The organism is Vibrio sp. 1F279 (assembly GCF_041439815.1).
Taxonomy (GTDB): Bacteria; Pseudomonadota; Gammaproteobacteria; order Enterobacterales; family Vibrionaceae; genus Vibrio; species Vibrio tasmaniensis_A.
Genome location: NZ_JBGOOU010000008.1, coordinates 33,728 through 53,656 on the forward strand (window position 1 = coordinate 33,728; position 19,929 = coordinate 53,656).

Annotated in this window: 17 protein-coding genes; 8 read left to right on the forward strand and 9 right to left on the reverse strand. The window is 44.6% G+C overall.

The features are described 5' to 3' along the window. Positions 1-17: 17 nt before the first annotated feature. From ACED60_RS08190 to pspA, 6 genes are all read right to left on the reverse strand, one after another. On the reverse strand, positions 18-3,128 hold the full coding sequence (locus tag ACED60_RS08190) for an efflux RND transporter permease subunit (RefSeq protein WP_009848771.1): 3,111 nt from the start codon (positions 3,126-3,128) through the stop codon (positions 18-20). After that, positions 3,121-4,206, reverse strand: coding sequence for an efflux RND transporter periplasmic adaptor subunit (locus ACED60_RS08195; protein WP_009848772.1), 1,086 nt, complete (start codon positions 4,204-4,206; stop codon positions 3,121-3,123). The genes ACED60_RS08190 and ACED60_RS08195 overlap by 8 nt, the downstream gene beginning before the upstream one ends. Before the next feature lies 1 nt (position 4,207). After that, positions 4,208-5,242, reverse strand: a complete 1,035-nt coding sequence (locus tag ACED60_RS08200; RefSeq protein WP_029223131.1) for an efflux RND transporter periplasmic adaptor subunit — start codon at positions 5,240-5,242, stop codon at positions 4,208-4,210. A gap of 157 nt (positions 5,243-5,399) precedes the next feature. Next, positions 5,400-5,786, reverse strand: coding sequence for an envelope stress response membrane protein PspC (gene pspC, locus ACED60_RS08205; protein WP_029405178.1), 387 nt, complete (start codon positions 5,784-5,786; stop codon positions 5,400-5,402). Then, positions 5,779-6,012: an envelope stress response membrane protein PspB gene (gene pspB / locus ACED60_RS08210; protein ID WP_009848775.1), complete on the reverse strand. Its 234-nt coding sequence runs from the start codon at positions 6,010-6,012 to the stop codon at positions 5,779-5,781. Before pspB ends, pspC begins: the two co-directional genes overlap by 8 nt. A gap of 15 nt (positions 6,013-6,027) precedes the next feature. Further along, positions 6,028-6,699, reverse strand: a complete 672-nt coding sequence (pspA, locus tag ACED60_RS08215; protein WP_009848776.1) for a phage shock protein PspA — start codon at positions 6,697-6,699, stop codon at positions 6,028-6,030. 316 nt (positions 6,700-7,015) lie between these two features. Between pspA and pspF the strand changes: the two genes are divergently transcribed. From pspF to ACED60_RS08250, 7 genes are all read left to right on the forward strand, one after another. Further along, on the forward strand, positions 7,016-8,038 hold the full coding sequence (gene pspF / locus ACED60_RS08220; RefSeq protein WP_371727294.1) for a phage shock protein operon transcriptional activator: 1,023 nt from the start codon (positions 7,016-7,018) through the stop codon (positions 8,036-8,038). A gap of 102 nt (positions 8,039-8,140) precedes the next feature. Then, entirely contained in the window at positions 8,141-9,763 is a 1,623-nt protein-coding gene (gene sapA / locus ACED60_RS08225; RefSeq protein ID WP_371727295.1) for an ABC transporter substrate-binding protein SapA, read from the forward strand. After that, positions 9,763-10,725 (forward strand): ABC transporter permease, encoded by a 963-nt coding sequence (locus ACED60_RS08230; RefSeq protein WP_371727296.1) that lies wholly within the window; start codon positions 9,763-9,765, stop codon positions 10,723-10,725. Before sapA ends, ACED60_RS08230 begins: the two co-directional genes overlap by 1 nt. Then, positions 10,712-11,599 (forward strand): putrescine export ABC transporter permease SapC, encoded by an 888-nt coding sequence (gene sapC, locus ACED60_RS08235; protein WP_009848780.1) that lies wholly within the window; start codon positions 10,712-10,714, stop codon positions 11,597-11,599. Before ACED60_RS08230 ends, sapC begins: the two co-directional genes overlap by 14 nt. Further along, positions 11,599-12,600, forward strand: a complete 1,002-nt coding sequence (locus tag ACED60_RS08240) for an oligopeptide/dipeptide ABC transporter ATP-binding protein (protein WP_009848781.1) — start codon at positions 11,599-11,601, stop codon at positions 12,598-12,600. Before sapC ends, ACED60_RS08240 begins: the two co-directional genes overlap by 1 nt. Further along, positions 12,597-13,379: an ATP-binding cassette domain-containing protein gene (locus tag ACED60_RS08245; protein ID WP_009848782.1), complete on the forward strand. Its 783-nt coding sequence runs from the start codon at positions 12,597-12,599 to the stop codon at positions 13,377-13,379. The genes ACED60_RS08240 and ACED60_RS08245 overlap by 4 nt, the downstream gene beginning before the upstream one ends. Positions 13,380-13,415: 36 nt before the next feature. Then, positions 13,416-14,195 (forward strand): DUF2927 domain-containing protein, encoded by a 780-nt coding sequence (locus tag ACED60_RS08250; protein WP_102257842.1) that lies wholly within the window; start codon positions 13,416-13,418, stop codon positions 14,193-14,195. A gap of 93 nt (positions 14,196-14,288) precedes the next feature. On the opposite strand, the gene ACED60_RS08255 is transcribed toward ACED60_RS08250, so the two are convergent. Beyond that, entirely contained in the window at positions 14,289-14,678 is a 390-nt protein-coding gene (locus ACED60_RS08255; RefSeq protein WP_004734596.1) for a DUF2750 domain-containing protein, read from the reverse strand. Positions 14,679-14,827: 149 nt separating this feature from the next. Further along, positions 14,828-15,733 carry a manganese-dependent inorganic pyrophosphatase gene (locus ACED60_RS08260; protein ID WP_017104082.1) on the reverse strand — a complete coding sequence of 302 codons (906 nt, stop codon included), beginning with the start codon at positions 15,731-15,733 and terminating at the stop codon, positions 14,828-14,830. Between the two features lie 201 nt (positions 15,734-15,934). Between ACED60_RS08260 and ACED60_RS08265 the strand changes: the two genes are divergently transcribed. Further along, positions 15,935-17,149, forward strand: coding sequence for a putative manganese transporter (locus tag ACED60_RS08265; protein WP_371727297.1), 1,215 nt, complete (start codon positions 15,935-15,937; stop codon positions 17,147-17,149). A 312-nt stretch (positions 17,150-17,461) separates the two neighbouring features. On the opposite strand, the gene torA is transcribed toward ACED60_RS08265, so the two are convergent. After that, positions 17,462-19,924: a trimethylamine-N-oxide reductase TorA gene (gene torA / locus ACED60_RS08270; protein ID WP_017100089.1), complete on the reverse strand. Its 2,463-nt coding sequence runs from the start codon at positions 19,922-19,924 to the stop codon at positions 17,462-17,464. Positions 19,925-19,929 lie beyond the last annotated feature (5 nt).

The following is a 19,929-nucleotide window of genomic DNA, read 5'->3' on the forward strand; positions in this document are numbered from 1 at the left end:
TCAAAGACTCACTCGTCTTACGAGACTTCAATTTTATGGAATAGACGATACAGCACAGGTACCACGATTAGCGTCAGTACGGTGGCGAAGCCCAAACCAAACATGATGGTTACCGCCATTGGCTTGAAGAAGATATCCGGTAACAATGGAATCATACCGAGAATCGTTGTGATAGCCGCCATACATACAGGACGTACACGACTCAATGCCGCATCAACAACCGCTATATATGGGTCTTTACCTGACTTCATCTCAATCTCAATTTGATCAAGCAGTACGATACCGTTCTTCAGAAGCATTCCAGACAAACTCAAGAAGCCCAGAAGCGCCATAAAACCGAACGGTGTATTCAAGGCTAGCAAGCCTGTCGTTACCCCTATCAAGGCGAGTGGTACCGTTAACCAAACAATCAGAGGCTCTTTCACCGAATTAAACAAGAACACCGTGATTAAGAACATGAACAAGTAGCCTAACGGCATAGTTGTGAACAGTGACGCTTGAGCGTCAGCTGACGACTCGTATTCACCACCCCATTCCAATGAATAACCCGGTGGCATCTCAATCGCTTCTATTTGTGGCTGTAAGCGTTTCTGTAAAGTTGATGCTGTCTCTTCACCCAGTAGGTCAGGATCCGCCATTACCGTCAGCATACGCTTACGGTTCTTACGGATGATCAGTGGATCTTCCCATTCCAATTCGTAGCCTAGTGTTACTTGTTGTAGTGGGATGTATTCACTTAATGCCGGGCTCCAAATCTTCATACCTTCGATGTTGCGAATATCAATTCGCTCATCTTCAGGTAAACGAGCCACAATAGGCATCAGCGTAGTACCATCACGATACACACCAATCGACTTACCAGAGAAAGACATCGCTAGGAAATCATCAACGTCAGATTTGGTAATACCATAACGACGCGCTTGGCTTTCGTTGAACTGAGGTTCCAGTACCTTAGTTCTTTCACGCCAATCGTGACGAACGTTAAACGACCCATTGTCAGCACGCATGATGTCCATAACTTGAGCTGCGATTGAACGTAAAACCGTTGGATCAGAACCCACAATTCGCGCTTCAATTTTAGCACCGCCACCAGGACCTAATTCGATCTGTTTAAGTTTGTAATTAATTTCAGGGAACTGGCCGTTTACATGCTCACGAAAGCGCAACATCAAACCTTCAAGTACTTCATAACTCTTCACACGAACCGTTATCTCACCGTATGCGCTATAACTTTTCTCTGGCGCATAAGTCAGCATGAAACGTTGTAGGCCTTTACCTGCCGTTGTCGTGATGTGCTCAACTTCGTCCTGCTCTGCTAACCAACCTTCAAGCACTTTAAGCTTAGTGTTGGTCGCACGAATATCGGTACCTTCCGGCATCCAAACATCCACTTGGAACATTGGCGTAGTCGAAGATGGGAAGAAGGCTTGTTTTACAAAACCAAAGCCGTAAACACTCGCACCCAAACCAATAATCAGAACGAACATCGTGAGCCACGCACGCTTCATACAGAACTCAAGGAAGTTTTTATAGATAACAAAAACCATCCCGTTGTATGGGTCTTTACCTTCACTATCTGGATCGACTTTCTGGCCTTTGAAGAACATATCGGCAAAGAATGGCGTGAGTGAGATGGCCGTAAACCAACTCAGCATCAAGGAGATAAGTAGAACCGTGAACAAGGTGCCACAATATTCGCCCGTTGAGTCTTCAGACAAACCGATTGGGGCAAAAGCGGTGACCGCAATAACCGTTGCACCAAGCAGTGGCCATTTGGTTTGGGTCACAATATCTGTAGCGGCCTGCATTCGGGTTCGCCCCTTCTGCGTGCCGATCAATATCCCTTCCACCACCACAATGGCATTATCCACCAGCATCCCCAGCGCGATAACCAACGCGCCCAATGAAATACGTTGAAGATCGATTTTGAAGTACTGCATGAAAATGAAGGTACCGAAAACGGTCAATAGCAGTATCAAACCAATCAACAAACCCGATCGTAATCCCATGAAGAACAGCAACACTACGATTACGATCGCAACCGCTTGTCCTAAACTCACTACAAATCCACTAACTGACTTATCGACTTCTTTGGGTTGGTTATAAACCTCAGATATGTCAATACCTACGGGCTGTTGGTATTTCAGCTCGGCGAGCCTTCGGTCAAAGGCTTCACCCACTGCGACCACGTTCACGCCTTGTGCAAAAGAAACACCAAGGTTAAGTGCGAGCTTCCCGTTATAGCCAATGATGTTAGTAGGCACTTCAACATAACCACGAGTTACATTCGCCACATCTTTTAGATAGATAAGCCCTTGAGCGCCACCTTCCGTAAGAATCAAATCACCGAGCTGTTCAACATTCTGGAACTCTCCTGTTGGATGGATTCGAATGTACTCGTCACCAATCCTTACAGCACCTGCACTTGAAACAATATTTTGAGTGGATAAAAGGTTAAATACAGTATTTGGAGACAAACCCAGAGAGCTGATCCGTTTCATCGATATCTCAATGAACACTTGCTCTTGCTGTTGGCCGGATACCGAGACTTTACTGACCCCATCAACAAGTTCTAGCTCTCGCCTTAGGTAATCAATGTAATCAAGTAACTCTTTGTAACTGTAACCGTCCCCCGTTACGGCAAGCAAAATGCCGTAAACATCACCAAAATCGTCTATGACTTGAGGGTCATTTACCCCGGGTGGAAGTTGACCTTTCAAATCATTCACTTTACGTCGAAGTTCATCCCAAATTTGTGGAAGATCATCAGGGCCGTAATTATTCTTCATCGTTACCGTAACCTGAGACAGGCCACGACTAGAGATAGAGTTAACTTCATCAACATAGGTAAGCTGTTGAATCGCTTTCTCTAATGGGTAAGTCACTTCCTCTTCCACTTGCTGAGGCGTCGCTCCCGGATAAGAGGTCACTACCATGGCATCTTTGATGGTAAAGGCAGGATCTTCTAAACGGCCCAAACCAAAGAATGCAGACACACCACCAATAAGAAAGATCAGTGATAGCATCCAGCTAATGACCTTATTTCGTATAAAATAAGCCGCCACTCCAGTGATTTGGTCATCACCCTGTTGATCGTCACTTTGGGGCTTGTTATTGACTTCACTCATTGTTCGTCTCCTGAGACAATACTTCCACTGTCATCCCATCTCGCAATCGCGATACGCCTGCAACAACGACATGCTGCCCCATTTCTAATCCTTTGATTATCTGCAATGTTTTCTGATTCGCTTTGCCTAATACGACTTGCTGTTTAGATACTGTATTGTCGTCATTAAGAATCCACACGTAAGAGTTTTGACGAGTTAACTCATCCCCATCGGCATTGAACACAGCCTCAATAGGAATAAGTACGCCGGCTTTTAATTTCAACCCGATATCACGCCCATTTGACGTGACCTCAACGGCCATACCGTCAAGAATCAAATCATCTTCTGGCATAGGTAAAGCAAGCGTGACGGTAAATGTACCTGTGTTTGGATCGGGTTCAGTCGTAAACTCTTTTATCCCCGCACTGTATTCATTCCCACTTGGAACTCTAACTACTGCCTCAATATTCGAGATAGTCGCTTCATTTGGTTGATTTACATAGATTTGGTCAGGCAATTGGATAACAACTTCAACATCCTCAACACTGTGAATATTCACAATCTGTTGGCCAACCTGAATATTTTCGTATTGGTCAACACTGACACGAGAGATAATTCCATCAACCGGTGCGCGAAGCTTGGTAAATGACAAACGCAGTTTTGCCAATTCTAACTCGGCATAAGCGATTTGACGCTGAGCGGCAATCTCATCGAATTGAGACTTAGCCAATAACCCCTTTTTGACCAACGGACTTGAACGTCTGTATTGGCTGTTAATCACTGTGTATCTAGCTTGAGCGTTATCAACGTCCAACTGATAATCTGTTGGATCTAACTCGGCAAGAACATCACCCTTTTTAACTTGTTCACCTTCTTTGACATCAAGTTTAAAAATCTCACCAGCGACACGGAAACTTAGGTGCGCTTTCTCAGCAGCATTAGCCACTGCTGGAAAATAGAGTTTATCGTTAAAGTCTAAGACGGAGATTTCAATGGCTTTAACAAGAGGAAGCTTTTCGACTTCAGTGACACCTTTGTCTTTACAGGCTGTCAACAACGCCAAACATGATAGGCCGATGGCTTTTGATACTGTCTTCATGTTAGAGCCCCCTTTCCTTGATCCACTCACGAACTTTGACACCAGTTTCTAATCCATTAACGCCCGAGGTCACAACGCGATCTCCGTCGTTAAGACCCGAAATAATATGACGTTTTTCATCAATGACTATCGCGACTTCTTCGACGATACCATCGTTGTTAACGCGCCATACTGAGACATCATCTCCATTGGTCATCATTGCTGAGGTTGGAATTTTTGTCGCCGCTGCTTGTGAAGAAACAAGGTTAACCGTGCCAGACATACCCGGCAGGATGCCTATATCAGTCGGTCTCTCCATTACCATAGTGACCTTGTATGAACCGGTTTTAGGATCGGCTTCGGTATCGACTTCTTGAAAGGTGAGGACATAAGAATGCTCAGGGAAGGCATCGAATACCATAGTTGCGTCTGTCTCAAACCCTGCAGAAAAGCGTGCAATTAATTGATCAGGCAATAAGAAGACAACTTTGAGGATCTGATTCGTTTGGATATTCATTACACCTTGCTTAGCCGCGATGTATTCGTGGTTTTCAGCAGGAATAATAGAAATAGTACCATCATAAGGCGCAACGAGTGTGGTGTAGCGAAGATTAGCTTTTGCTTGATTTAAAACCGCTCTTGCAGAGTTATGATTTGCTTTCGCTTGGTCAAAATCTTGCTCAGAAACCACTCTATCCTTACGTAGCTTGATGGAACGTTGGTATTGCACATCGGCAAGTTTGAAGTTAGCTCTTGCCTGCTTTTCTAGCAACTGATACTCATCAGGATTAAGCGTTGCCAATGCATCTCCTTTGGAGACCTGTTGACCCGCAGTGACGTCAATCGTTTTTAGTAAACCGGGGACTCGAAATGCCAATACGGCTTTATCGCCCGCTTCAGTAGTCGCAGGAAAATTTCGTTCGAAGGCATTGTTACCGACCGAGACGGTGAAGAGTTTGGCTGGTCGTGATTCGGGTTCTGGAACCGGAGGGAGCTCCTTACCACACCCAGATAACCCGGATAAGGTCACCAATAGGACTAGGGAGGCTTTGTACATTGCGATCATCCATATCTATAAATATTTTATTAAAATAGATTAATCACATGTAACTTACCAGTTATCGTAAGATTTATTTAGACAAAATTATTAAAAAAAATAACGGCTTGGGATAAATTTTCCTAAACCGTTATCTAATCTTTTTGAGGCTTGACCACTACATGTTCTTAAATGCACGGTCGACTTTAAAAGTGTCCGAAGTCACATAAGCTTCCATATTGCGTACACTGGTCTCTAACTTCTGGAAATCACCCTCTAAAGTGCCCAACAAAGACTCTGCTGTTTGCCCTTTTTCCCAGGGTTTTTGCTTGAGTGTGTGCTCTTGTTTAGCTTTCATCTGATCGACATATTGAGGTGGTTGTTTTTCAAGCATAAATGTCAAAGCTAAATACGCTAATAACACCAGAAAGCTACCACCTAGCAGTGCGGCTGAGATCACTAAGATACGAACCAACCAAACTTCAAGGCCAAAATAGTTCGCTAATCCGGCACACACGCCAGACAATTTACCGTTAATCGGATCGCGATACAGTTCTCTACTCATAGTTTCGCCTCCAGTTAGGTGACTCCGCATCCAGTATTTTTTCTAACGTTTTCACTCGGTCTTGCATCGACTCAGCTTGCTCAGAAAGCTTATGCAGACGCTGAAGATCCGTTTCTGAAAGACCATTGCTGGATTTCTTCTTGCTGCGGTAGTGTAAGAATAACCATAGCGGTGCCACGAAGATCAAAAAGACAATCAGTGGACCTGCAATTAGAAATGTTGACATAGACAACTCCTAAAATTATTTATCGCGGTTTTCAACTTGTTGCTTCAGTTTCGCCAGCTCTTTTTCAATCTCGTCTTGAGCTTGTAGTTCTGCAAACTCTTGGTCTAAAGATTTTGCGTTACCGGTTTTTGCGTAAACGTCAGCTTCAGCTTCTAATTCATCCACTTTACGTGAGAATTGCTCAAACTTCGCCATTGCTTCGTTGGTTTTGCTTGAATGCAGATGTTTTTGAACATCGCGACGATTGCTTGCTGCATTATTGCGAATCATTAGTGCTTGCTGTTTTGCACGAGTCTCGGCGATTTTGGTCTCAAGCTTACCGATCTCACTGGTTAGTTTTTCGATGGTTTCATGAACCAAAGTTTGCTCGGTATGAAGGCCCTTGATGATATCTTCAAGTTTTTGCTTTTCGATTAGTGCCGCTCTAGCCAGATCTTCACGTTGTTTAGTCAGGGCTAGTGTCGCTTTATTCTGCCAATCTAGAATCTGAGTTTCGATAGCTTCAACTTTACGTGCTAGCTCTTTCTTGTCTGCAATAGCTTTTGCTGAGTTAGTACGAACCTCAACCAGCGTGTCTTCCATTTCTTGAATAATGAGGCGAATCATCTTTTCAGGATCTTCAGCCTTATCTAATAGTGCACTGATGTTTGAATTTACAATGTCTGCAAAGCGAGAAAAAATACCCATAAGAAACTCCTTAATTGCAATAATGGCAAATAGGTTTTAAATCGTTTTTCGATTTCTCAATCCACTTGCTCAAAAATCTACGTTTGTTGTTAAACCTACAATAAGTAATCCAAGTAGCGTGCCAACTTTTAAGCCATTGTTTATCAGGCACTTACAATAAAATGGTGATTAGCCCGAACCATGCTATGATGAATTTAGCCAAGTATTGGTATTTTTCACCACTACAGCTTTGTGATTAATGCTATTTACATCAAGTGATGTAAATAAAGCTCTCTATATCTTGCCCATTGGAAATCAGATCATACAAGGACCCATTATGCAGCAGAATCTCATTGGTGAATCCCCTAGTTTTCTCTCTGTTTTGGATAAAGTGTCCCAACTCGCACCAATCGAAAGACCGATTCTGATCATTGGAGAACGTGGAACGGGTAAAGAGTTAATCGCTCAAAGGCTGCATTACCTTTCAAGGCGCTGGGACCAGCCATTGATTTCACTGAACTGCTCAACCCTTAGCGAAGGGTTGATTGATTCAGAGTTATTTGGTCATGAATCAGGTTCTTTTACCGGTTCAAAAGGTCGTCATCAAGGTCGTTTTGAAAGGGCTGAAGGTGGAACTCTGTTCTTAGATGAACTAGCGACCACCCCCCTTGCCGTTCAAGAGAAGCTATTGCGTGTTATTGAATACGGGCAATATGAACGTGTCGGCGGACAAAAGGCGCTAAGTGCCAATGTAAGACTGGTGTGTGCCACCAATGCTGACTTACCAGACATGGCGTTAAAAGGCGAATTCAGACCCGATTTATTAGATAGACTGGCGTTTGATGTCATTACTATCCCACCTCTTCGCGAACGAAAAGAAGACATCACGCTACTAGCAGAATACTACGCCATTAAGATGTGTCGAGAATTAGAATTGGAGCTGTTTGTCGGTTTTGCGCCATCTGCTGTTGAGGCACTATTGGATTATTCTTGGCCGGGAAATGTGAGAGAACTCAAAAACGTCGTTGAACGAGCTATCTACCAGCACGGTAAAGATCCATATCCTATTGAATCTTTGGTGTTTAACCCCTTCAAACCAACATGGAAAATAGATCAACATTCCACGCACGAAACTGGCAATGATCTGTCCAACAGCCATACTCCATTAGAGCACTCATTTTCTTTGCCGCTTGATTACAAAGCATGGCAAGAACAGCAAGACATTAAATTACTCAATCAAGCTCTAAAACAGAGCAAGTATAACCAGAAACAAGCAGCAGAATTACTTGGGTTAACCTACAACCAATTACGTGGAATGGTGAGGAAGTACGCGATTGTAGGACAAGCGAACGATAAATAGCTGTCCACACTTGATTATTATTTGGAGCCGAATAAATAAAATGTTAAATTGTCGGGATCTTGAGGCTCCTCTAACGCCTCGTTTCGAAAAGTATTTCTTTTTATGAAAGCACTAATAAGACTATCACTTAGCATCTGCACGCTTGGCTTTTTAGCTGGATGTGGTGAAAGTGTCACTCACGAGCAAATCCGTGAAAAAGGCTTCATTTATTGCGGCCAAGGTAATCCTAGTACCTTCAATCCACAATTGGTTGATAGTGGCATTACCTCAGAATCGCTGAGCCCTCAAATTTTCGATACCCTGCTCACTCTTGATCCTATGACTTACCGACCAAAACAGAACTTGGCAACAAGCTGGTCTGTCGATAAATCAGGTACAGAGTACACTTTCAAGCTGCGCCCAAATGTTGCGTTTCAAACCACAGATTGGTTTACCCCAACCCGTAGCATGAATGCACAGGATGTGGTCTTTAGTTTTGAACGAATTATTGATAGTTCAAACCCATTCCATTATGTGGGTGGCGGTTTATATCCATGGTTCGCTGGCATCGACTTTCAAAACCTGATAGTTGAAATCACGGCGGTGGATGACCTAACGGTGAAGTTCCAGTTAAGTCGCCCAGATAATTCATTTCTTAACAATATCGCCACCAGTTATGCGGTTATCCACTCCAAAGAGTATGCCAACAAGCTGATTACCACAGATGAAAAAAATGAAATAGACTCCAAGCCTGTAGGCACAGGCCCTTTCTACTTGGATGAATATCAAATTAATGATCTTGTACGCTTGAAAAAGAACAAGCATTACTGGAAGGGTGAAGTACAAATGGACCAAGTTGTATTTGATACTTCACAACGCGGTACAGGCACACTTGCCAAGCTTCTCCGCAGTGAGTGTGACGTGTTGAACTCACCAATTTCTAGCCAGATCCCTATTATTCAAGCTCATGAAGAGTTGAAGATTTCTGCCACACCTGCAGTAAATGTCTCTTTCATCGCGCTAAACACAGAACACCCTGCATTGCGTGACTCACGAGTACGTAAAGCATTGAACTTGGCTATTAACCGTCAGAACATTCTTGATTCTGTGTACTACGGTACAGGTACAAAAGCCTACACGTTACTTCCCCCTACTTCTTGGGCTTATCAAAAAGACAGCGTTCAAGTTCGCTATGATCGAAACTATGCGATCGCACTTCTTAGAGAGGCCGGTGTAGAACCAGGGTTAGAGCTTTCAATGTGGGTGCCACTAGAGCCACGCGCATACAATCCAAGCCCAAGAAAAACGGCAGAACTGATCCAAGCAAACTTGGCTGATATTGGTATTGAATTGAAACTCTATACCGACGACCGATTTGACCGAACACAGCTGTCTTCAATTTCCTCAACAGATTTGTTACTCACAGGTTGGATTGGCAGTACGGGCGACCCAGACAACTTCTTGCGTCCACTTCTATCATGTAGTTCGGAACGCGCGGGATTAAACGTCTCTATGTGGTGCAACTCAGACTTTGATTTCCTTCTCGACTTGGCATTAGAGATTAATCAACAAAGGCATCGTGTGAACTTGTATCGACAAGCCCAAAACATTCTTAATGAAGAAGTTCCTGTGATACCTCTCGCTCATGGCGTGCAATTCCGTGTGCACGATCGTTCGCTAACAGGTTTTAAACACAGTCCTTTTAATGCTCAACCTTTTGATCAAGTCAGAAGGGAGGTGAACTGATGTTTTGGTATACATTAAGGCGTGTAAACTTATTCATTATTACACTTGGAATTCTGACTTTAGTCGGCTTTGCTCTACTTCGATTAGACCAAACCTCACCTTGGGCAATTCAAGATTTTTGGCCCGGCTGGCTTAGCTACGTCACCGAATTATCGACGCTGAATTTCGGCCTGAGCAAACACGGTGTTCCTATCATCGAAGAGCTTGTCGTGGTATTCCCTGCGACGTTAGAATTGTGCTTCTTTGCTTTTCTACTCGCACTGTTTATCGGCATCCCTTTCGGCACAATTGCCGGCATGAGACAAGGTAAGTTTGTTGATACCACTATATCGTTTACTTCAATGGCAGGCTACTCAGCACCTATATTTTGGGTCGCATTGCTAATGATCATGGTGTTCTCACTGCACTTCGAGATGTTCCCTGTTGGGGGACAATACGATCTACTTTACGAAATTGAACACGTGACTGGCTTTGCAATGATTGATGCCTTCTTTGCCGAAGGTAACTATCGAGCACACGCCCTACAGAGCGTAATAGACCATATGGCGTTACCTTGTCTTGTTTTGGCGCTCGCTCCAACAACCCAGGTTATCCGACTAATGAGAGCGTCAGTGGCTGAAGTGATGGCTCAAAACTACATCCGTGCCGCACGAATCAAAGGTCTTTCAACAAGAGAGATCGTCACTCAACACGTATTAAGAAATGCAATACCACCGATTATTCCTAAGGTCGGCGTTCAACTCTCCAGTATGTTAACGCTCGCTATCATCACCGAATCTATCTTTAACTGGCCGGGTATTGGCCGCTGGTTGCTGGATGCATTATCCAATCAAGATTACGTTTCAATTCAAGCTGGTGTAATTGTGGTAGCAACCTTGGTTTTGACCGCGAATATACTGTCCGATCTACTGGGCGCGATGGTCAACCCTCTGGTAAGGAAGGAATGGTATGCTAACAAATAACGTCTACCAAGAAGAACAGATTCCAACCCAATTCGAGCGTTTCTGGCGCAGCTTCCGTGGCAATAATCTCGCAATGTTTGGACTATGGTGTTTGGTCTTGATCATTTTGATCACCATCACTTCACCATGGCTAGCACCGCATGATGCTCAAGAGCAGACGGGACACCTACTAACACCTCCTTCTTGGGATCCTGCTGGAACAGTTGAGTATTTTCTAGGTACTGATGATTTAGGGCGAGATATTCTATCCCGTCTGATTATTGGCTCTCAGCTGACATTTGGTGCCGCAGTGGTGATTACCTTTATCGCAGCAGTCATCGGTTGTCTGATTGGCGTACTTGCAGGTATGACTCGCGGGTTGTTATCAAGTACGCTAAACCACCTGCTTGACACAGTAATGTCTATTCCGTCGCTGCTACTCGCGATTATCTTCGTGGCATTTCTTGGCTTTGGCGAGTTTAATATCTTGCTAGCCTTATGTTTGGCATTGATTCCACGCTTTATTCGTTCGGTATACATTGCCGTGCATGCAGAAGTAGAAAAAGACTATATTTTGGCTTCTCGCCTTGATGGTGCGAATGACTTCTACCTGTTATGGAATTCAATCCTTCCTAATATTCTTACTGTAGTGGCACTTGAAATTACACTGGCATTGTCAGTCGCCATTCTTGATATCACGGCCTTGGGTTTCTTAGGGCTTGGCGCTCAAGCACCCAGTACCGAATGGGGCTCAATTTTGGGTGACTCTGTAGAGCTGATTTACCTTGCGCCATGGACAGTAACTCTACCCGGCTTAGCCATTATGTTTACAGTGATCGTGATTAACCTTGTCGGTGAAGGTGTTCGCCAAGCGCTAAATGCAGGAATCGAATAATGCCGTTACTTGATATTCGACATCTAACTATCGAGATTGAGACCCCTCAAGGGATGGTTAAAGCAGTAGATCGAATGAGTATTACCCTCAATGAGGGAGAAATTCGTGGCTTAGTAGGTGAATCAGGTTCTGGTAAGAGCTTGGTTGCAAAAGCGATCGTTGGTGTTTGCAAAGAAAACTGGAAAGTGTCTGCCGACCGAATGCGCCTTGGCAATATCGACCTGCTACAACTGACGCCCAAAGAACGACGCCGTGTGATCGCTCGCGATATCGCGATGATCTTCCAAGAACCATCGACGTGTCTTGACCCTTCCGAAAAAGTGGGACGCCAGCTAATAGAGGCGATTCCTTCGCGTTCATTTGAAGGTCGATGGTGGCAACGGTTTAAGTGGCGAAAAAAGCAAGCAATAGCATTGCTGCATAAAGTGGGGATCAAAAATCACTCTCACCTAATGGACAGTTATTCTTATGAGTTGACCGATGGTGAGTGTCAAAAAGTCATGATCGCCATGGCGATCGCTGCCAAGCCAAAAGTGCTAATTGCCGATGAGCCAACCAACGATTTAGACCCGATTACGCAGTCTCAAATATTGCGCTTATTGAGCCGAATGAATCAACTTCATAACACGACAATTCTCCTCATTGGGCACGATTTAACGACTATCACTCAATGGGCGACACGAATAACCGTGATGTACTGCGGTCAGTCCGTTGAGTCTGCAGATACGACAAAACTGTTGGATGTACCAAAGCATCCTTACACCGTTGCACTGCTAAAAGCGATGCCCGATTTTAACGACTGGATTCCCCATAAAGAAAAACTGCAATCTTTACCAGGGTCAATTCCGCCGCTGCAGCACCTTCCGATTGGTTGTCGACTTGGACCACGTTGTCCATACGCGCAAAGACAGTGTGTCGAGATCCCGCATACTAAACGTATAAAGACCCACAAATTTAACTGTCATTTCCCTCTGAATATGGAGAAGAAAAAGAAATCATGAGTGCATTATTAGAGGTCAGTGATTTATCTAAAGACTTTACGACTCGCTCTGGTCTTTTCCGTAAAAAGATTCATCAGGCAGTGAAGCCAGTTAGCTTTTCCCTTGAAGCGGGACAGACTATTGGTTTTATCGGTCAGAATGGGTCGGGGAAATCGACATTAGCTAGAATGCTAGCGGGTATGGTGGAACCAACAGCAGGTGAGATCCGAGTGAACGGTGAAAAGCTAGAACACAAAGACTACTCAACTCGCTGTAAACTGATTCGAATGATCTTCCAAGATCCGAACACCTCGCTAAATCCACGCATCCAGATTGGTCGAATCCTTGAAGGACCGTTGAAGCGAAATACCAACATGCCACCAGAAGCCCGCATGCGCCGCGTAAAGGACACATTATTACGTGTTGGGCTTCTACCAGAACATGCTTACTTCTATCCTCAGATGCTTGCTGCAGGCCAGAAGCAGAGGGTTTGTTTGGCTCGCGCATTGATACTTCAGCCTTCCATCATTGTGGCTGATGAAGCGTTGAATGGTTTGGATATGGCGATGCGTTCGCAAATCATCAATCTGTTCCTAGAACTTCAAGAAGAGATGGGCGTATCGTTCGTTTATGTTTCCCAACACATCGGCATTGTTAAACACATCACAGATAAGATCATCGTCATGCACGAAGGCAATGTGGTTGAAAGTGGCGAAACACATGAAGTACTGACTAACCCAACTCACCAAATCACACAAAGGTTAGTTGAGAGCCACTTCTATAAAGCACCAAGCCATTAATCGGTGATAGCGCTATATTCCGCAAAGGGGAAAGATATGTTACCAAGAGCTTCAATGCTTTCCCTCTTGTTGGCGCTGCTGTCCTTTAATGCAGCAAGCACAACACTCACATGGCTAGATAGAACCTTCGTCGAAACTGCCTTTTATCACGTCGCACTTCAACACGAATATTCACAAGGCGACAAGCTCCTCGCTAAATGGAAACAGCCTATCAAGGTATGGGTTGATCATCGAGTGGGTGATAAAGACCTGCATCAGGAGCTCACGGAACTTCATCTCCAACACTTGTCCGAAGTGACCCAGCACCCCATAACAATCGTTAAAAATAAGTCTGAAGCGAATGTAAAATGGATATACACGAGGCAGAGTCAGTGGATAGCTGAAGCCAAAACTGTACTCAAACTGAAATCGACACAGCATCTAAACAGCGCTATCTGTACTGCAGGTTATCGAACTAATTCCAAAGGGGAGATTGTATATGCAGGAATTGTGATCCCAGTAGATCAAGCGAGAGCAAGAGGAAAGCTGGTCGCATGTATTGTTGAAGAGATCACACAGGTACTTGGGTTACCCAATGACTCAGATAAAGCCTACCCTTCTATTTTCAATGATCACACGCCAGAAGACTTATTATCCCCCTTAGATGTAGTGCTGCTAAAGCTACTGTATGAACCTCAATTGAAAGTGGGAATGACAAAAGAACAGGCAAAACCAGTTGTGCGAAAAATACTGAAAAGATACAGCAAAACAGGTGTACTTCAGCAAGCTTCTAAAGCAGCACAGCAGGCGCCTTTGTATCAACTTATTGGGTATTGACGAAAATACGTTGGAAAGTAGCTTAGAAGGGAAGAATAGAACAACAGCGTTGCCCGAGGTAAGACAACGCTGGCTTACAATTTGACGAGAGAATTAGCGCTTAGCAGCCTGCTTCTTCAGCTCGAAATCGAACTCATCCGGGAACAAGATAACACCTTCTTCCTGTTCGTTCGGGAACACAACAACGGCAAGCTCGTCGTCTTCTAGACCGTTAGTCCAACGGCTATGCCATTTGTTTAGTGAAATAGACTCAGCTTTACACTCAGACCAATCACCCGTCGCCCAAGACTCCGCAAACTCTTGATTTGGCCATACAGGAACACAGTCTTCATCTTCTGTGTTCAGCATTACACAACCGTGTTCATCGGTTAAGATCCATACTTCACGGTTCGCTACGATTTCTTTCACACAGTACTTCAGGCGTTGCTCACCCGTATACTTATTGATTTCAGCGATTTTTTTATCGTCTAGCTGTGTAGTCATCTCAATTTCCTACTTTAGTCAGTAACTATGTTCTTAAAGCTATTTTATGCCGAGTGTTTTTAACTTCAAACACTATCGATGAAGAAGAAAGCCTACTTCAAAGAAAAACGCCTGCTAAATTAGCAGGCGTTTATAATTAAGCGACTTGGTTAAACAAGCTCGCCTTGAAGCCAAGGCCAACCTTGCTTCTTACGGCTCAATGTATTTTCCATCATCAATACACCGTCTTTCTCGAATTTAACCAGCTTATCAGCCCACTCACCTTTGTATAGAAGACGAGTTTGAGCTGTAGTGATATCTGTCAGCATTACTGCCGCGAACGCTAGACCATCTTTCTCACAACGCGCTTCAAGATCAGCTTCTAGCGCTTCGATCATGCCGTCTACTTGCTCAAGAGTCGCAAGCTCAACTTGACCAACAACAACATCACGACCGTTGAATGGGTAGCCTTTAAGGTCTTTTTCTACTAACTGTGCAGCAGATAGGCCTTCGATGTTTGTCTTAGCGATTAGAAGCGCTTTGATAAATGCATCAACGTCAGTCACGCCAGCGATTTCAGCAAGCTCAGCAACCGCGTCTTTGTCTTTTTGAGTACATGTTGGAGAAGCAAAACCAACTGTGTCTGAAAGAATTGCAGACATCATCAGTTTAGCGATTTGTTGAGAGATAGCGTGACCTTCAATCTTAAACATGTTGAAAAGTACTGTATTTGTACAGCCAACAGGCCAGATCCAAGCTTCCATAGGGTTAACTGTCATCACGTCACCTAGACGGTGGTGATCGACAATGCCTACGATCTCTGCTTCAGCAACATCGTCTGGTGCCTGTGCTAGATCTGAGTAGTCTACTAGCCAGATTTTCTCACCAGCAACAGAAGTACGAAGTTCTGGCTTTTCAGCACCAGCGACTTCTAGAATGTGTTGAGTTTCGCGGTTGATCTCGCCTTGGCGAATTGGTGTCGCTTCCTCGCCACGAGCTTTAAGAAGCTCAGTTGCAACTAACGCACTACAAATACTGTCACTATCAGGGTTTTTGTGACCAACAACTAAAATCATGTTTCTTCCTATTACACTAACAATTATGACTCTACCTTTAGAGTCTCTCTTTATTAGGCATACTTTACCTCATTTTTTTAGATTGGTCATGTTTCGTGGGTTTGGCCAATGGTAACAAAAGATAAAAAAACAACAAATGCAATTGATAATTATTATCATTCGTATATGATTATCTTAATACACAAATTTTGAGTGACACTTATGGATCGACTAATCTCTTTTTTGCCAAGCAGCAGCGCTGCGAAAACAACTCAGTTTTCACTGTCTTTTAAGCGCCTGCTTTTACCTATTTCACTTGCGGCGTTAGTTGCAGCTCCTGCTACGCGAGAATTGACGGTCACTACCTTGTCTGACGCCTTCTGGGCAGTGTCATGTTACGTTGCGCTAACCTTAGCGATTTACCACGGGTTAAGTCTATACATCAACAAAGACAACGTCTTCAATAAGCTCGTCCATCAATCTCGTTCAAACCAAGTTGTATTCGCCGCGCTAATGGGCGCATTGCCAGGCTGTGGGGGAGCGATTGTGGTCACCACACAATTTATTTCAGGCAAACTCGGATTTGGTGCGGTTGTGGCTGTACTCGTCTCAACCATGGGTGACGCGGCCTTCCTGTTAATTGCTAGCGAACCCAAAACAGGTTTAGCCATGATGGCGATGGGCGTAATCGTGGGTACCGCCTCAGGACGAATCATAAACTTGCTTCACGCAGACGACTTTTTACGCCCGAAACAGGCAGAGAGAAATGAAGCGGAAAACAGCTGTGCCTCACAACCTCAAGATCAAAGCCCTGTCTCTAAAAAAGCGATAAACCTTCAGGGTTACCTATGGTCTGTGCTTATTATTCCGGGAGCCGCTGTTGCCCTTCTTGGCTCTTTTCAAATCGATGTAAACCAGTTGCTGACACTGCCTGAGATGTCTATGGAATGGACGGGAACGATTTTACTGATCAGCTCGATGTTTTTGTGGGGGCTTACTCGTGAAATTGAGGATTACAAATCGGCCGTAAGTGAAGATGAAAAATGTATAGGTTCTCACCCACTACAAAAAACAGCTCAAGATACAAACTTTGTCACTGCATGGGTAGTGGTCGCTTTTCTTTTCTTCGAGTTTGGCTCTGTGCTTGCAAATGTCGATTTTGCGACGCTATTCTCAAGCTGGGGTATGATGCTCCCCCTGGCGGGTGTGTTGATGGGCTTACTGCCGGGGTGTGGTCCACAATTGTTGGTCACTAGCCTTTACCTTTCAGGTGCACTACCACTTTCAGCTCAGGTCGGTAACGCAATATCAAATGATGGTGACGCTTTATTCCCTGCTATCGCAATGGCACCAAAAGCGGCTCTTGTGGCCACATTATATTCAGGCATACCCGCATTAATCTGTGCATACGGTTATTGGTTTATGTTCGAGATTTAACTCAAGCTGATTCAATTCCATAGGTCTCTATTAGGTCGATACTTTGTATCGGCCTTTTTGTTCCCGTCTGCCTAAATCCTTACAACAGATTCTTTTTACATTCCCTTCCTGTTTCATTGTTCATAGTTCATAGTTCTACAGCCTATCTCAAACGGCACGTCGTTATAGCCTGTCTCAAAAACGCCCCCTCTTGGCGCTATGACAATGCTTAATTACAAATCCCACACACAGGCTGGAAAAACAAAAAGCCCCTGTAAGAGTGCTTACAGGGGCTTTAATTCAAGCTTTAATCTTGGTTCTTAAGTACGAGACTTAAGAAACTTCGATTGGACCACCGAATGAAGTTACTGGAGGCAGTTTGCCTTGGAACTTCTCGAAGTTAACCAAACATGTGTTTGCTGACGTTGCTTGAGCAAGTTCAGACGTACCGATGTCTTGAGTTAGTGTGTTTGGATCGCCGTATGTATCTAGCGCCCCCACTTTCTCGTTGATCGGGCCATACCAAGCGCCTTCTTCGATACGAACAACACCAGGTGCGTAGCTATCCATTAGAACAGCACCTGCTAGTAGTTGACCACGGTCATTGAACACACGTACTACGTCGCCATCTTTGATGCCTTTCTTCTTAGCATCGATTGGGTTGATGTAGATTGGCTCACGGCCTTGTACCGCGTAAGTCGCACGCCACTCTTCAGATTCACACATCTGAGAGTGAAGACGCTTGTCTGGGTGACAAGATTGTAGCCAGTACGGGTGTTTATCAGAGCCTGGACCACCGTGTGAACGTTCAGATTTCTCAAACCACATTGGGTGTTCTTGACAGTGCTCGTAACCCATATTGCCAACAGTACGGCTTGTGATTTCGATGAAACCAGAAGGCGTACCTAGTGCGTTGATCTCTGGATCTTCACGGAATGAAGCGTGACGAGTCCATGGCTTACCTTTACCGAAGTCTAGGAAACCTTTCTCCCAGAACTCAGCAAACTCAGGCATTTCGAAGCTGCCTTCGTTTGATGCACGACATTCGTCATACAGAGATTTAACCCACTGCATTTCGTCCATACCACGCGTGTAATCGTCGTAACGACCCCAACGCTTAGTTAGGCTAGACATAATCTCGAAGTCAGTTTTAGACTGGAACAGAGGATCGACTAGTTTGTGCATCGCGATCAAACCACGACCAGAGTACGCGCCGTAACCATCAATATCGTTACGTTCCCACTGAGTACATGCAGGAAGCACGATATCAGAGTGACGACAAGTTGCAGTCCAAGCGAAATCAACAGCCACTACAGTTTGTAGGCTCTTGAATGCTTTACGCATCTTGTTGCGATCTTGGTGGTGGTGCCACGGGTTATTACCACTGAATACCATCATCTTGATATCCGGTAGTGTAACCGTTGAACCGTTCGCTTTGATCTTCTTACCTGGCTCTAGCAAGCTATCTACCCAACGAGCAACAGGGATTACACGGCTGTAACCGTTGTAATCAGTGTTAGTGTGCTTAGGCGATTGACCTTGGTCGATGTTCAACGGGAATGAACCCGGAGCAGCGAAGCCAGTTGAAGAAACACCGATACCAGAGTAATGGTGACCGTAAGAGATACCACCGCCAGGTAGACCGATTTGGCCAACCATTGCTGCGATAACGGCACACATCCAGTAAGGCTGCTCACCGTGTTGTTGACGTTGGATACTCCAACCGACAAGAATCTGCGTACGACCGTTAACCAGCATCTTAGCGAATTCACGGATAGAGTCCGCGCTTGCACCACAGATAGCCGAAGCCCACTCAGGTGTCTTCTCAACTTTATCTTTCGTTTCACCTTGAACGTACTTGATAAAGTCTTCAAAACCTAGACAGTAAGTTTCGATGAACTTCTTGTCGTATAGATCTTCGTTGTAAAGAACGTGAGCAACACCAAGCATGAACGCCACATCAGTTTGTGGGTTGATGTACATTTGCTCGTTTTCTAGGTAACGGCCTGTTTTGTTTTTAACAGGGTCAACAGAAACAACGTTGATCTCTTTCTTAGCAACTTTTTCTTTCAGCTGTTCTAAGTATGCGAATGACTCGTGAGTCTCACATGTCCAACCTACTTGCAGGTTTTTAACTGGATCGTTACCCCAAAGAACAATGTTGTCACTGTTTTCTAGGATAAGTTCCCAAGATGTACCTTGTGCGTAAACTTCAGTAGAACCTAGCACGTAAGGCATGATCGTTTGACCAGCACCTGTTGAGTAGTCACCGATTTTCTTCACAGAGTAACCGTGAAGTGCCATTGCACGTTGCATATGGTTAGTACAGCTATGGAACTGACCCGTTTGTCTCCAACCAGTTTGACCTGTGTGAAGCGCCCATGGACCGTAATCTTTCTGTACGCGCTCTAATTCGCGGTAAACAAGGTCTAGTGCCTCATCCCAAGTCACACGAATAAAACGGTTGTTACCACGCGTGTCAGCGCTGTATTTATGCTTCTTCAACCAATCTAGGCGAACCATAGGGTAACGCACACGTGATGGGCTGTAGATAATACCTTTAATACCTTTCAACATCTCAGTTGGGTGTTGATCGATTTCTAGAGGTTTAATTTCTTGCACTTTACCCGCGTAAACGCGAGCTCGGAATGCACCCCAGTGAGAACCAGAGACTTTCCACGCGCCGTCTGTTTCTGCTGCAGACACTGATGCCGACGCCAATAAGCTTGGACCGATAACCGATGCCGCACTTGTAGTCGCGACACCTTTCAGAAAACTTCTTCTTGTAATTGCCATTGTGT

Excerpts from the sequence above, each read along its gene's own strand:
- ACED60_RS08190 (WP_009848771.1), bottom strand. The coding sequence starts at position 3,128 with ATGAGTGAAGTCAATAACAAGCCCCAAAGTGACGATCAACAGGGTGAT.
- ACED60_RS08195 (WP_009848772.1), bottom strand. The coding sequence starts at position 4,206 with ATGAAGACAGTATCAAAAGCCATCGGCCTATCATGTTTGGCGTTGTTG.
- ACED60_RS08200 (WP_029223131.1), bottom strand. The coding sequence starts at position 5,242 with ATGTACAAAGCCTCCCTAGTCCTATTGGTGACCTTATCCGGGTTATCT.
- pspC (WP_029405178.1), bottom strand. The coding sequence starts at position 5,786 with ATGAGTAGAGAACTGTATCGCGATCCGATTAACGGTAAATTGTCTGGC.
- pspB (WP_009848775.1), bottom strand. The coding sequence starts at position 6,012 with ATGTCAACATTTCTAATTGCAGGTCCACTGATTGTCTTTTTGATCTTC.
- pspA (WP_009848776.1), bottom strand. The coding sequence starts at position 6,699 with ATGGGTATTTTTTCTCGCTTTGCAGACATTGTAAATTCAAACATCAGT.
- pspF (WP_371727294.1), top strand. The coding sequence starts at position 7,016 with ATGCAGCAGAATCTCATTGGTGAATCCCCTAGTTTTCTCTCTGTTTTG.
- sapA (WP_371727295.1), top strand. The coding sequence starts at position 8,141 with ATGAAAGCACTAATAAGACTATCACTTAGCATCTGCACGCTTGGCTTT.
- ACED60_RS08230 (WP_371727296.1), top strand. The coding sequence starts at position 9,763 with ATGTTTTGGTATACATTAAGGCGTGTAAACTTATTCATTATTACACTT.
- sapC (WP_009848780.1), top strand. The coding sequence starts at position 10,712 with ATGCTAACAAATAACGTCTACCAAGAAGAACAGATTCCAACCCAATTC.
- ACED60_RS08240 (WP_009848781.1), top strand. The coding sequence starts at position 11,599 with ATGCCGTTACTTGATATTCGACATCTAACTATCGAGATTGAGACCCCT.
- ACED60_RS08245 (WP_009848782.1), top strand. The coding sequence starts at position 12,597 with ATGAGTGCATTATTAGAGGTCAGTGATTTATCTAAAGACTTTACGACT.
- ACED60_RS08250 (WP_102257842.1), top strand. The coding sequence starts at position 13,416 with ATGTTACCAAGAGCTTCAATGCTTTCCCTCTTGTTGGCGCTGCTGTCC.
- ACED60_RS08255 (WP_004734596.1), bottom strand. The coding sequence starts at position 14,678 with ATGACTACACAGCTAGACGATAAAAAAATCGCTGAAATCAATAAGTAT.
- ACED60_RS08260 (WP_017104082.1), bottom strand. The coding sequence starts at position 15,733 with ATGATTTTAGTTGTTGGTCACAAAAACCCTGATAGTGACAGTATTTGT.
- ACED60_RS08265 (WP_371727297.1), top strand. The coding sequence starts at position 15,935 with ATGGATCGACTAATCTCTTTTTTGCCAAGCAGCAGCGCTGCGAAAACA.
- torA (WP_017100089.1), bottom strand. The coding sequence starts at position 19,924 with ATGGCAATTACAAGAAGAAGTTTTCTGAAAGGTGTCGCGACTACAAGT.